The sequence below is a fragment of the Streptomyces sp. Xyl84 genome, assembly GCF_059731885.1.
This window is the reverse complement of record NZ_AP029182.1, coordinates 404,680-417,894: the sequence shown is the minus strand read 5'-3', so window position 1 is coordinate 417,894 and position 13,215 is coordinate 404,680. Positions and strand designations below refer to the sequence as shown.

At 73.9% G+C, this 13,215-nt stretch carries 8 protein-coding genes; 3 read left to right on the top strand and 5 right to left on the bottom strand.

Annotated elements, in window-relative coordinates; translation table 11 throughout:
- The first annotated feature begins 77 nt into the window (after positions 1 to 77).
- Positions 78 to 1,925, top strand: a complete 1,848-nt coding sequence (locus AC6I72_RS01780) for a phospholipase C (RefSeq protein ID WP_497998902.1) — start codon at positions 78 to 80, stop codon at positions 1,923 to 1,925.
- Positions 1,926 to 2,036: 111 nt separating this feature from the next.
- Here the strand turns inward: AC6I72_RS01780 and AC6I72_RS01775 are convergent, their stop codons facing one another.
- A complete protein-coding gene (locus tag AC6I72_RS01775; RefSeq protein ID WP_497998901.1) occupies positions 2,037 to 3,362 on the bottom strand; it encodes a lipase family protein in 1,326 nt (441 codons plus the stop codon).
- Between the two features lie 197 nt (positions 3,363 to 3,559).
- Complete coding sequence (locus tag AC6I72_RS01770) at positions 3,560 to 6,340, bottom strand: SpoIIE family protein phosphatase (RefSeq protein ID WP_497998899.1); 2,781 nt, start codon at positions 6,338 to 6,340, stop codon at positions 3,560 to 3,562.
- 165 nt (positions 6,341 to 6,505) lie between these two features.
- Between AC6I72_RS01770 and rpmG the strand changes: the two genes are divergently transcribed.
- On the top strand, positions 6,506 to 6,670 hold the full coding sequence (gene rpmG / locus AC6I72_RS01765) for a 50S ribosomal protein L33 (protein ID WP_037855128.1): 165 nt from the start codon (positions 6,506 to 6,508) through the stop codon (positions 6,668 to 6,670).
- A 70-nt stretch (positions 6,671 to 6,740) separates the two neighbouring features.
- Here the strand turns inward: rpmG and AC6I72_RS01760 are convergent, their stop codons facing one another.
- From AC6I72_RS01760 to AC6I72_RS01750, 3 genes are all read right to left on the bottom strand, one after another.
- Complete coding sequence (locus AC6I72_RS01760; protein WP_497998898.1) at positions 6,741 to 9,548, bottom strand: SpoIIE family protein phosphatase; 2,808 nt, start codon at positions 9,546 to 9,548, stop codon at positions 6,741 to 6,743.
- 94 nt (positions 9,549 to 9,642) lie between these two features.
- Positions 9,643 to 10,119: a GNAT family N-acetyltransferase gene (locus AC6I72_RS01755; RefSeq protein ID WP_497998897.1), complete on the bottom strand. Its 477-nt coding sequence runs from the start codon at positions 10,117 to 10,119 to the stop codon at positions 9,643 to 9,645.
- Positions 10,120 to 10,250: 131 nt separating this feature from the next.
- Positions 10,251 to 11,696, bottom strand: coding sequence for a glyceraldehyde-3-phosphate dehydrogenase (locus tag AC6I72_RS01750; RefSeq protein WP_497998896.1), 1,446 nt, complete (start codon positions 11,694 to 11,696; stop codon positions 10,251 to 10,253).
- Positions 11,697 to 11,942: 246 nt separating this feature from the next.
- Between AC6I72_RS01750 and AC6I72_RS01745 the strand changes: the two genes are divergently transcribed.
- Positions 11,943 to 13,004, top strand: coding sequence for a PucR family transcriptional regulator (locus AC6I72_RS01745; protein ID WP_497998895.1), 1,062 nt, complete (start codon positions 11,943 to 11,945; stop codon positions 13,002 to 13,004).
- The last annotated feature ends 211 nt before the right edge of the window (positions 13,005 to 13,215 follow it).

The following is a 13,215-nucleotide window of genomic DNA, read 5'->3' as shown; positions in this document are numbered from 1 at the left end:
CATGGCCCCTCCGCCGGGCCGGCGGCGCGTCCCGGCCCGTAGACCGCAGCACGATCCTGCCCGGAAGGTGGACCCACATGGCCAGCAGGGGAAGACGAGCAACGACGCGGAGGCTGGGGGCGCTGGCCGGCGCCGCGGCGCTCACCGTCCTGGGCGCGGCCGCCCCCGGCTGGGCCGCCGTGCCCGCCGGACACGACGGGCACGGCGTGACCGCGACCCCCATCGAGCACGTCGTCGTCCTCTTCGACGAGAACATCTCCTTCGACCACTACTTCGCCACCTATCCGAAGGCCGCCAACACCGACGGCACGAAGTTCACCGCGTCGAAGAAGACACCGAAGGACATCGACACCCTGGCGCACGCCGGGCTGCTGGAGAACAACCCCAACCAGTACGCCCCCAAGAGGCTCACCCCGCAGCAGGCCGTGACCTGCGACCAGAACCACTCCTACGGGCCCGAGCAGTACGCCTACAACGGCGGCAGGGCCGACCAGTTCGTGCAGAACACCGAGGTCGGCAAGTGCAGCGGCGGCCTGTTCGGCGAGCCGGGCCTGGTCATGGACTACTACGACGGCAACACCGTCACCGCCATGTGGAACTACGCCCAGCACTACGCCCTGAGCGACCGCTCCTTCGGCTCGAACTACGGCCCCTCCACACCCGGCGCCATCAACCTGGCCTCCGGCCAGACGCACGGCATCATCTCCGTCGACCCGGCCTCCGGCACGGAGAACCCGAAGCAGACGTCCACGCCCGACCCGTACACCGTCAAGTCGCCCGACGCGAACGGCGTCGGCACGATGATCAACGACCCGGACCCCGCCTTCGACGACTGCGCCGGCAAGAACCACACCAGCCGCAACGCGCTCGCGGTGATGAAGGGCCGCAACATCGGCGACCTCCTCAACCGCAAGCACGTCAGCTGGGGCTGGTTCCAGGGCGGCTTCCGGCCCTCCACCGCGTGGAGCGGCGAGCAGGGCGAGTACGCCAGGTGCGAGACGGCGCACGCCAACGTCGGCGGCGCCCAGGTCGTCGACTACAGCCCGCACCACAACCCGTTCGCGTACTACAAGTCGACGGCCAACCCGCACCACCTGCCGCCCAGGGACGTCGCCGAGATCGGCCACGACGGGCGCGCCAACCACAACTACGACCTGACCGACCTCTCCGCCGCGCTGAAGGCGGGCAGGCTCCCGGCCGTCAGCTTCGTCAAGGCCCCCTCCTACCAGGACGGCCACGCCGGGTACTCGGACCCGATCGACGAACAGCACTTCCTGGTCGACCAGATCAACGCGATCCAGCGTTCGCCGCAGTGGAAGTCCACCGCGATCGTCATCGCCTACGACGACTCCGACGGCTGGTACGACCACGCCTACGCCCAGGTGCGCAACGGCTCGACGGACACCTCGGTCGGCTCCAACGGCAAGGCCACCGACAGCCCCGCCTGCCAGGCCGGCCCCAAGGCGGCCGGCGGCTACCAGGACCGGTGCGGCCCCGGCACGCGCCAGCCGCTGCTGGTCATCTCCCCGTACAGCAAGGTCAACAACGTCGACCACACCCAGACCGACCAGGCGTCGATCATCCGCTTCATCGAGGACAACTGGCACACCGGGCGCATCGGTGACCACTCCTTCGACGCGACCGCGGGCCCGCTGACCGGCATGTTCGACTTCCGTCACCCCAACCGCAAGCAGGTGCTGCTGAACCGCGACGGCTCGGTCAGGTCGGTGGGACCGATCCGCTCCGTGGCGCCCGTGAAAACGTCCATCACGCCCGGCCCGGCCTTCGAGAGCGCGGCCGCGACCAGCGACACCGGCCCCTCCTCCACGGTGCTCGCGGTGGCCGTCGGCGCGGGCGCGCTGCTGGCGGCCGGTGCCACGGGCACGTACCTCACCTGGCGCCGCAGGAGCCGCGGCGCCCTGTGACCCGCGCGCGGTGTCCGCACGGGCCGGGCCGCCCCGTCGTTTCGGCGGGGCGGCCCGGCCCGTCGTGGTCCGCCGCTCTCGCGGTCGTGGGCCGTCGCGCGTGCGGGCCGGTCAGGGCTGTACGGGCAGCGTGAGGCAGTTGGACGGGGCCGGCCTGCCGGACAGGCGGTCGGTGAGCCAGGAGACCGCGGTGCCCTGGTCGGCGAGCAGCGGCCCGAAGTGGTTGAGCAGGGGGCTGACGACGTCCGGCAGGACGACCGGCGCGTAGCTGACGTCGGCACCCTTGCGGCACCAGTCGACGGCGAGCTGCCGTGCCTGGCCGTGCGGCACGAGGTCGTCGCTGACGCCGGTGGCCACCCGCACCGGTCCGGCCGGCTTCAGCCTGCCGATGCGCTGGGTGTCGAGGAAGGCCTTGAGCGTGGGATTCGCGGCGATGATGTCGCTCAGGGACTGCCCGTCGGTGGTCCACCTGCTGCTCCTGGCGTAGCCGTAGTGCAGGATCGCGTCGCCCACGCACATGGTCGACAGATCGGCCAGGGCGGCCTTCCCGGCGGTGTTGAGGTGGGCGTCGGCGATCGGGCGCAGCTCCGGGTCGGTCTGCAGGAAACCGTTGAGCGACCAGCCGAGGGCGCCGGCCAGTTCGCTGCCGTCGATGCCCTTGGTGACCTCGGTCAGGTCGGCGGGCGGTGCGCCGGCGTAGGTGCCGGCGAGCGGGACGTCGGGAGCGTAGGAAGGCTGCAGTTCGGCGGCGGCCGCGGTCGCTCCGCCGCCCTGGCTGTAGCCGAAGAGCCCCACGCGTGAGGCGGCGGTGACCGAGGCTCCCTGGACGGTGCGTGCGGCGCGGGCGGCGTCGAGGACGGCGTGGGCGCCGTCGACGCGGTTGACATAGGTGTGCAGCCGGTCCGTGGCGCCCAGGCCGACGTAGTCTGTGACGACGACCGCGGTGCCCTGGGCGAGCAGCCGGTAGACGGACAGGTCCTCGTAGCCGACCGACACGGTCTGGCCGTTGAGGGACAGCGGGTGCTCCAGGCCGAGCGAGGCCGCGCACTGGTCGCCCTGACCCATGGTGCCCGGCGCGACGACGACCAGCGGGCGTGCTCCGGCGCCCGTCCAGCGTGCCGTGGGCTCGATGTAGGCGCCGGTGACGGCGACGGGCGCGCCGTTCGCGTCGGTCGACTTGTACATCAGGCGGGTGGCCCGGCCCGGCAGCGGGCCGTGCAGGCTGGGCAGGCTCAGGGCGAGCGGGAGCGGTTCGCTGCGCACGAGGGTGCCGTCGGCGGCGGGAAGCTGGGCGGGCGGGTCGTAGAACTCGGGGATCGTGACGCCGCGGGAGACCACGGGAGCGGAGCCGCCGGCCGCGGCGGCCGGAAGCGCCTGGACGCCGAGGCACGAGGCGGCGGCGAGGGCCACGGCGAGCAGCCGTCTGGACGCGGGCATGGGGAACCTCCTGGGATGAGGCCGGGCACGCGGGCGGAGAACAGTGAACGCGACCGTACCCACCTGCTGTTACCGCCGGTAGCAGGTGGCAGGTTACGGTTCAGTAACTTGACTCGGCGTCCAATACTGCGCCGCCGGGGTCACCGCGCGTCAGCCGGTGCCGCTCCGAGGCCGCCCCGCCCGCTGGGCTCCGCCCCTCACCAGGCCATCTGGTCCAGCAGCACGGACGCGTCCGGCTGCCGGGCGCCGCCGGGGCTCTGCTCCGCCCAGATCACCTTGCCGTTCGCCACGTAGCGCGTGCCCCACCGGTCCGCGAACTGCGAGACCAGGAACAGGCCCCGGCCCCCTTCGTCGGTCGTGGCCGCGCGGCGCAGCCGCGGAGAGGTGTTGCTGCCGTCCGACACCTCGCAGACCAGGGTGGAGCCCAGCAGGATCCTGACCCGCACGGGGGGAGCGCCGTAGCGGATCGCGTTGGTGAGCAGCTCGCTGAGGATCAGCTCGGTGGCGAAGGCGGACTCCTCCAGCTCCCACTCCGACAGCCGCCGGCTCACCTGGGTCCGCACCCGGGAGACCGCGCTGACGTCGAACGGCACGTCCCACACCGCGACCCGGGACGGGTCGAGCAGCCGGGTGCGGGCCACCAGCAGGGCCACGTCGTCGCTCGGGTGCTCCGGCAGCATCGTCTCCATCAGGGCCCGGCAGGTGTCCTCCGGTGTCTGGTCCGGGTGGGCGACCGCCGCGGCGAGCATCGCCAGCCCCTCGTCGATGTCGCGCCGCCGGTCCTCGACCAGGCCGTCGGTGAACAGGACGAGGCGGCTGCCCTCGGGCAGGACCAGCTCGCCCGTCTCGAACGGGTGCCCGCCCACGCCCAGGGGCGGCGACAGCGGCAGGTCGGGGAAGACCACCCGGCCCACGGGGTCCACCACGGCCGGCGTGACGTGACCGGCGCGCGAGAAGGTGCAGTGCCCGCCGACCGGATCGTAGATCACGTACAGGCAGGTGGCCCCGGTGACCAGGGAACCCTCGTCGCCCGCCCCCTCCCCGGGGGTGTCGAGCCGGGCCACCATCTCGTCGAGGTGGCCGAGCAGTTCGTCCGGAGGCAGGTCGAGCGAGGAGAAGTTGAGCACCGCCGTCCGCAGCCGCCCCATGGTCACCGCCGCGTGCAGCCCGTGGCCCACCACGTCGCCGACCACGAGCGCCGTCCGGAACCCCGGCAGGGGTATGACGTCGAACCAGTCGCCGCCCACCCCCGACTGCGCCGGGCGGTAGCGCCAGGCCACCTCCAGCGCGTCCTGCTCCGGCAGGTCCCGGGGCAGCAGACTGCGCTGCAGCGTGACGGCCATCGCGTGCTCGCGCGAGTACCTGCGGGCGTTGTCGATCGCGACCGCCGCCCGGGCCCCCAGCTCCTCCGCGACGGCGACGTCCTCCTCCTCGAACCGCGGCGAGCCGGCGCCCCGCCAGAAGTTGACCATGCCCAGCACCACTCCGCGTGCCCTCAGCGGCACGGCGATCAGCGAGTGGATGCCCGCGGCCAGCACCTGGCGGGCGCCCTGCGGGTCCTGGGCCCGCCAGTCCTCGGCGGCCCGCAGATCCGGCACCCGTACGGCCTTGCCCCGGCGCAGCGCCGCCACCATCGGCGTGTCGGCCGCCACGAACCGGATCAGATCGCCCACCGGCTGCAGCGGGTTGCGCGATCCGCGCAGCGCCGTGCGGCGCATCCGGTGCATGGCACCGGTGGGCTCCTCGCCGTGCAGTACGGCCTCCAGGAGTTCCACGGTGACCACGTCCGCCAGCCGGTCCACCGCCACCTGGGCCAGTTCGTCCGCGGTGCGCCGCACGTCCAGCGTCGTGCCGATGCGCACCCCCGCCTCGTACAGCAGGGTCAGGCGCTCCCGCGCCACCTCCGCGCGCCCCGAAAGAGCCCGCAGCTCCGTGGTGTCGCGGAAACTGGCCACCAGGCCCGGCGCGTCCGCGTACGGCGCGGTACGCCGGGTGTTGACGGCGAGGAGCCGGTCGCCGGCCCGGCACACCTCGTCGGAGACGACCTCGCCCGCCACCAGCACCCGGGTCAGCTCCGGGGCGAGCCCCAGCTCTGTCACGTGCCGCTGGTCGGCGTCCGCCGGCAGGTCCAGCAGGCGGCGCGCCTCGTCGTTGGCCAGCAGGAGCCGGCCGTCCGCGCCGACGATGAGCACGCCCTCGCGCACCGCGTGCAGCACCGCGTCGTGGTGCTCGTACATCCGGGTCATCTCGGCCGGCCCGAGACCGTGCGTCTGCCGGCGCAGCCGCCTGCTGACCAGGGCGGTGCCCGCCGTGGCGAGCGCGAGGGCCAGCGCGGCCGAGCCCAGCACCATGGGCACCTGCTGGTCCAGCAGGTGCCCCAGGTTCACGACCTGGATGCCCGCCGTGACCACGCCCACCACCCGGCGGCTCGCGTCCATCACCGGCACCACGGCGCGCACGGCGTCGGCCGGCTCGCCGCGGAAGGTGTCGGTGAAGGTCTCCCCGGCGATGGCCCGGCTGACGTCGGTGGCCTTGGTGCCGATGAGGCGCGGCTGTGTGTCGGCGAGCCGCACCCCGTGGACGTCGATGACGGAGATGAAGTCGATGCCGGCGCCCGCCTGCGCCTGTATGACCGGAGTCTGCAGCAGCTTGGTCGGGTCCGGGGCCTTGAACGCGAGGGCGGTGCCGGGGGCGTGCGCGAAGGCCTCGGCCGCGGCCAGGGAACGCTTGCGGGCGTCGTTCTCGCCGTCGTAGCGCCCCTGCAGGACCAGGGCGGTGGCCGCCGCCGCGACCAGCACCAGGACCACGATGACCTGGAGCAGCAGCACCTGTCCGGCCAGTGTGCCGGGCCCCCAGGGCACCGGCGGGCGCCGCCCGGCGAAGCGGCGCGGTCCCGGGCGGCGCGAGGGATCAGCGGACCGCCGGCCGTCCTGCGGCGCTGCCGCCTTCGACCGGGACCGGCGGGAACGTCCGATCATGCTCCCAGTTCTAGCACTGCGCTCGCCCGCCGGGCGACCGGTATGTCGGTTTCGCTCGGGTTGTGGGGCCCCGCCCGGCCGGGAATGCGGCCCGTGCCCGCGCTGTTGACGCACCCGGCTGGCATGTCTGGATCAATCCGGGGATGCGGCCGAAAGGAGGAACACATGGCACGCACCACCGTGCGCCCCGTCGTCCGGCTGAAGTCCACCGCCGGAACCGGCGTCACCTACGTCACCCGCAAGAACCGCCTCAACGACCCCGACCGGCTCGTCCTGCGCAAGTACGACCCGGTGGCCGCCCGGCACGTCCTGTTCCGCGAGGAACGCTGAACGGACCGGCCGCGGCAGGCGCAGCGCGCCGCGGCCGGCGGGTGACCGCGCCGCCCCGGCGGCGGTGCGGTCACCCCCCTGGGCGGGACAGCTGCTGCTCCGCCCAGATCGTCTTGCCGCAGCCCGAGTAACGGGTGCCCCAGCGCTGGGCGACCTGGGCGACCAGGAACAGGCCGCGCCCGCCCTCGTCCGTGCTCCGCGCCCGCTTCAGGTGCGGCGAGGTGCTGGCGCCGTCGGAGATCTCGCAGATCAGCGTCCGCTCGTGGATCAGGCGCAGACCGATCGGACCGCAGGCGTGCCGGATGGCGTTCGTGAGCAGCTCACTGACGATCAGCTCGGTGCTGAAGGCCGCCTCGTCCAGGCCCCAGCGGGCCAGTTGCCCGGCCACGTCGCCGCGCGCCACACCCACCGCGGCCGGGTCGGGGGGCACCTCCCAGTAGGCCACCCGGTCGGAGCTGAGCACATGGGTCCGGGCGATCAGGAACGCGACGTCGTCGCGCGGGCGGTCCGGCAGCAGCGTGCGGACCATGATGTCGCAGATCTCCTCCAGCGGCCGGTCCGGATGGGCCAGCGTGAAGCACAGCCGCTCCATGCCGACGTCGACGTCCCGGTCCGACGCCTCGATCAGGCCGTCCGTGTAGAGGGCGATGACACTGCCCTCCTCCACCGGCACCTCGGCGTACTCGAACGGCAGCCCGCCCAGCCCGAGCGGCGGCCCCGCCGGGATGTCCGGGAACTCGACCGGCTCGTTCAGGTGCGCGATCGCCGGACTGGGATGGCCGGCCCGGGCCACGGCGATCTTGCGGGCGATGGGGTCGTACACGGCGTACACACAGGTCGCCCCGACCACCGGCGGGCCCTCGTCGGCGGCCTCCGCCTCGTCGGACAGCCGCACGACGAGGTCGTCGAGGCGCGCCAGCAGCTCGTCGGGGGCCAGGTCCAGATCGGCCAGCGTCTGTACGGCGGCCCGCAGCCGGCCCATGCTGGCCGCGGCGTGCAGCCCGTGGCCGACCACGTCGCCCACCACCAGCGCCACCCTGGCACCGGAGAGCGGGATCACGTCGTACCAGTCACCGCCCACGCCCGACTCCGCGTCGGCGGGCAGATACCGGTGGGCCACCTCGACGGCGCTGTGCGCGGGCAGGGAGGGCGGCAGCAGGCTGGTCTGGAGGGTGAGCGCCGCCCGGTGCTCCTGGGCGTAGCGCCGCGCGTTGTCCACGCACACGGCGGCCCGCGCCACCAGCTCCGTCACCAGGAGCACGTCGTCCTCGTCGAAGGGGTCGGGGTTCTTCCACCGCATCAGCGTGACGACGCCCATGGTCATGCCGCGCGCCCGCAGCGGCACGACCAGGTGGGTGTGCACGCCGAGCCGGATCAGCCGGTGCCAGCGCGCGGGGTCGTCGGCGACCCAGGGCGTCGTGAGGCCGACCGCGGCCACCCGTACGGGTTCGCCGGTGGCCAGGCACCGCCGCTGGGGCGAACCGGCCGGGTACCGGGTGGGGTCGCCCACCCCGACGACGCGGTCCGGCTCGTCCTCCTGGACCGACCGGTGGGCCGACCGGCGCAGCGTGGCCGCACCGCGCTCCGGCCACGCGGCCGGCATCTGCCGCGCCCGGACGACGTCCAGCAGGTCCACGGTGACGAAGTCGGCGACCTGCGGGACGAGGACCTCCGTCAGCTCCCGTACGGTGCGGTCGAGGTCCAGCGTGGTCCCGATGTGCTCGCCGGCGGCGTTGAGCAGCGCGAGCCGCTGGCGCGAGGGGTCCTGGCCGGTGAGGTCCAGCGCGGCGTAACAGATGCCGAGGGTCCGGCCGGAGGCGTCCTTCAGCGGGAAGAAGGCACGCAGCCGGGCGCGGCCCGGCTGCGGCGGGCCCGGCGCGCCGGGACGGGACGGTACGGGCTCCAGGGTGATGCGGAAGCGGCCGGAGAGCAGGGCCTGCCGGGCCTGTCGGCTCACCACCGGTGACGCCCTGGCCGCGCGGGGGCGGAGGCGCTCGCCGGGGGCGGCACCGTGACCGTCCCCGGGACCGGTGGGCGGGGGAGCCGGGCCCGTGTGGGGGGTGTCGGTGGGGGCCGGACCCGTGGGGGCCGTGTCCGTCGGGGCCGGGCTCGTGCGGGCGGGGCCCGGGGAGGCCGGGGCTGCGGGGGCCGGGTCCGCGGAGGTTGCGCCGGTGCTTGCGTTCGGGGGGCCTTCGCGTGTGGGGGCCGCGCCCCCGGGAGGCGGGTCCGCGAGGGCCGCGTTCGTGGGAGCTGTGTCCGGGGAGGCCGTGGTTGCGGGGGCCGGGTCCGCGGGGGCCGTGTGCGCGGCGGACGTCTCCGTGAGGGCCGGACCCGTGGACGGGGCGGGGCCGGGGGATGCCTGCGCCGGGCGTCGCCCGGGCCGGGCCGGCGGGCCCTCCTCCATGGCGGCCAGCGCGGCGTTGACCCACCGGTACCGCATCCCCGTGTCCAGGACCGCGACGCCGAACGGCGACTGCTCCAGCAGCCCGCGCGCCACCGTGGCGTACAGCTCCCGCCGGCGCAGGTCCGCCGCGTCCCACCCGGCGACGAGCCACTCGGGCGCCCCGGTCGCGGCGGTCAGCGGGGACACCCGGACGACCAGCCGGACGGTGTGGCCGGCCCCGTGGCGCAGGGGCACCACGCCCTGCCAGCCCCGGCGGACCCGGCGCAGCCCGGACACCACCGCGGCGGGGTCACCCCGCGCGAACAGGCCCCCCACGGACCGCCCCAGCACCTCGGCGGCCGGACGGCCGAGCAGCTCCTGGGCGCCGCGGCTCCAGCGGACGATCAGCCCTCCGGCGTCGACGACCGCCACGGCCGTGGACGTGATGTCGAGCGGATCGCGCGGAAAGGCGCTGCCGGCACCGCTGACGCCCATGCTGTCATCCCCATCCACGGGCAGGACCCCACGGGCACATTTTCGCATCGGGCGCCCTGTCGCGCCGCCCGGGACGGCCGCGCCGGCGGGCCCGCTACCGCGGCCGGCCCAGCGCGGCCAGCGCGTCGTCCGTCAGCCGGTACACCGTCCACTCGTCCTGCGGGCGGGCGCCCAGGGACTCGTAGAAGTCGATCGACGGACGGTTCCAGTTCAGGACCGACCACTCCAGGCGCTCGTAACCGCGGGCGACGCAGATGCGGGCCAGTTCGGTCAGCAGGGCCTTGCCGTGGCCGCCGCCGCGGGCCTGCGGCCGTACGTACAGGTCCTCCAGGTAGATGCCGTGCACGCCGCGCCAGGTGGAGAAGTTGAGGAACCACAGCGCGAAGCCCACGATCTCGCCGTCCGCGTCCTCGGCGACGTGCGCGTAGGCCGCGGGGCGTTCCCCGAACAGGGCCTCGGCGAGCTGCTCCGGCGTGGCCCGCGCCTCGTCGAGCGCCTTCTCGTACTCGGCCAGATCGCGGATCAGGGCGTGGATGACGGGCACGTCGGCGAGGGTCGCGGCACGGATCATGGCCGCAGTCTCACACACCGCCCGCGCCGCGCACCGGGCGGGTGCCCGCCGTGGACACCGGGACGGCCCGGCACCCCCTCCGCAGGTGTGGGAGGGAGGGCCGGGCCGCCGGGCGGAGCGGGGGGCGCCGGTCAGAGGGCGGGCGCCGGGTAGGTCGGGTACTCGACCCCGGAGACGTGCTGGACGACCCGGATGACCTGGCAGGAGTAGCCGAACTCGTTGTCGTACCAGAGGTAGAGGATGGCGTTGTCGCCCTCGACCTTGGTGGCGCCCGCGTCGAGGATCGAGGCGTGGCGCGAGCCGATGAAGTCGCTGGAGACCGCGTCGGGCGCGCTGATGAAGTCGATCTGCCGCCTGAGCGGCGAGGTCAGGGAGACCTCGCGGAGGTGGTCGAGGACCTCCGCGCGGCTGGTCTCGCGCCGCAGCCGCAGGTTGAGGATCGCGATGGAGACGTCCGGCACCGGCACCCGGATCGAGCTGCCGGTGATCCGCGCCTTCAGGTCGGGCAGCGCCTTGGCCACGGCGGAGGCGGCACCGGTCTCGGTGATGACCATGTTGAGCGGCGCGCTGCGGCCGCGGCGCTCGGACTTGTGGTAGTTGTCCAGCAGGTTCTGGTCGTTGGTGAAGGAGTGGACGGTCTCCACGTGACCGCTCTCCACGCCGAACTCGTCGTCCATCGCCTTCAGCGGCGGGACGATGGCGTTCGTCGTGCACGAGGCGCAGGACAGGATCCGCTCGTCCGGCTTGAGGGTGTCGTGGTTGACGCCGTGCACGATGTTGGGGACGTCGCCCTTGCCCGGCGCGGTCAGGACGACCTTCTCGATCCCGGGACGCAGGTGCTTCGACAGGCCTGCGCGGTCGCGCCACTTGCCCGTGTTGTCGATGAGGATGGCGTCCTTGATGCCGTACGCCGTGTAGTCCACCGACGAGGGGTCGTCGGCGTAGATCACCTTGATCGCGTTGCCGTTGGCGAGGATCGTGCTGTTCGCCTCGTCGACCGTGATGGTGCCCTGGAACTGGCCGTGGATGGAGTCGCGGCGCAGCAGCGAGGCGCGCTTGACGATGTCCTGCTCACCGCCGCCGCGGACGACGATCGCGCGCAGCCTGAGCCCGTTGCCCGAGCCCGCCTTCTCGATGAGCAGCCGGGCGACGAGGCGGCCGATGCGGCCGAAGCCGTAGAGGACGACATCGCGTCCCTCGCGGCGCTCGGCCTTGTCCGCGCCGGTCGCGCCCGCCACCGCCTCGGCCGTGAACTCGGCCACGGACAGGCCCCGGTCGTCGGCCTTGTACGTCGCCGCCAGCATGCCGATGTCGATCTGCGAGGGACCGAGGTCCAGCGCGGTGAGGGCCTCGAGGAAGGGCAGCGTCTCGGTGACCGACAGCTCCTCGCCGGCGATCTGCCGGGCGAACCGATGGGTCTTGAGGATGCTCACCACCGACTTGTTCACCAGGGAGCGGCTGTGCAGCAGGACGTTCACGTCCCGCTCCCGGTGCAGCTTCCCGATCATCGGGATCATCGACTCCGCGATCTCCTCGCGGTGCTTCCAGTTGGTGAACGAGTCGTCGTTGACAGTCACAGGTTTCTCTTTCGAGCTAGGCAGCGCTCATATGCTAACCCGACGGGGATTCCGCCCTTCAGGGGGTGCCCGGTGGCGTCCGTCGGCCCCGGGACCGGGCGGGAGGGCGCGGCGGGAGGGGGCCGGGCCGCCCACGGGAGGCGGGGGAGACGGGGTTTGGCACTGCTGTTCGCCGTGGGTTAGAAAGCGTCAGCGGCCGATCGAGGCTGTCGACCAAGGCTGTCCGATCAAGGCTGGGGAGGGTCCGTGACACGGCCAGAGCTGCCCGACGCGTATCTGAGGGGCTACACCCGGATCCTGGCCGACGTGTGCGTCACCGGCCGCCGTCTGACCCGCGACGAACTGGAGCTGCTGCGGGCCGAGGGCGAGCGGGCGGCGGAGGCCGGGCACGGCCTGCGCCGGCTCGTCCACCGGCACCTGGCCGAGACCCGCGCGGTCTCCGCCGCCTTGCAGACCGCCGGCGTGGACCGGGTCCTGGCCGCCGTCGAACAGGCCATGGACGCCTTCGCCGAGGGCCACGAACGCGCCCAGAAGCTCGCCATGCGCCAGGAGGAGGCGGCACGCCGCGAGTTCATCGACGACCTGCTCTACGGCCGCAGCGACCTCGGCCGGCTCGCGGAACGCGCCGAACGCTACGGACTGCTCTTCTCCCGCGCCCACGCGGTCGCGGTCGCCCAGGGCACCGAGCCCGTCGACGACACGCACCCGGCCACCCGGCACGTGGAGACCTCGCTGCTCGTCCGGTTCGGTGAACGCCGGGTGCTGCTCACCACCAAGGACGGCCGGCTCGTCTGCGTCGCCCCGGGCGACCAGGACGACGTCCTGGCGTTCTTCGCCAAGCACGCCTACGCGGCCACGGACGGCGGCAGGGTCGCCATCGGCCGTCCGCACCCCGGGGCCGGGGGAGTGGTCCACTCCTACGAGGAGGCCCTCAACGCCCTCGACCTCGCCCACCGCCTCGAACTCCGGGAACCGGTGCTGCGGGCGGCCGACCTCCTCGTCTACCCCGTCCTCACCCGCGACCGGCAGGCCATGGCCGACCTCGTCCGCGACACGCTCGGCCCGCTCCGCGCCGCCCGCGGCGGTGCCCAGCCCCTCCTGGACACGCTCACCGCGTACTTCGACGCGGGCTGCACGGCCGCCGAGGCGGCGCGCCGCCTCAGCCTCAGCGTCCGGGCCTTCACCTACCGGCTGGAACGCATCCACAAACTGACCGGCGCCGACCCTGCCGACCCCGTGCACCGCTACACCCTGCAGACCGCGGTGATCGGCGCCCGCCTCCTCGGCTGGCCGGAACGGGAGGTGTGAGGCGGCGGCGTGGGCCGGCACCGGCGGTGGAGGTGCGGCGCGCCGGTACGGGCGGTGTGCTCCGGCGCGGGCGGTACGGACGGGACCGGTGCGGTGCACGCGGGTATGGGCGGTGCGTTCGGCCGCGGGCGGGTACGGACGGTGTGGGTGCGGTGCACGCCCGTACGGGCGGTGTGGGCGCGGCGCACCCCGGTACCGGGGTGCGGGGTGC

Coding starts and splice junctions, on each gene's coding strand:
- rpmG (WP_037855128.1), top strand. CDS start 6,506: ATGGCACGCACCACCGTGCGCCCCGTCGTCCGGCTGAAGTCCACCGCC.
- AC6I72_RS01780 (WP_497998902.1), top strand. CDS start 78: ATGGCCAGCAGGGGAAGACGAGCAACGACGCGGAGGCTGGGGGCGCTG.
- AC6I72_RS01755 (WP_497998897.1), bottom strand. CDS start 10,119: ATGATCCGTGCCGCGACCCTCGCCGACGTGCCCGTCATCCACGCCCTG.
- AC6I72_RS01775 (WP_497998901.1), bottom strand. CDS start 3,362: ATGCCCGCGTCCAGACGGCTGCTCGCCGTGGCCCTCGCCGCCGCCTCG.
- AC6I72_RS01760 (WP_497998898.1), bottom strand. CDS start 9,548: ATGGGCGTCAGCGGTGCCGGCAGCGCCTTTCCGCGCGATCCGCTCGAC.
- AC6I72_RS01770 (WP_497998899.1), bottom strand. CDS start 6,340: ATGATCGGACGTTCCCGCCGGTCCCGGTCGAAGGCGGCAGCGCCGCAG.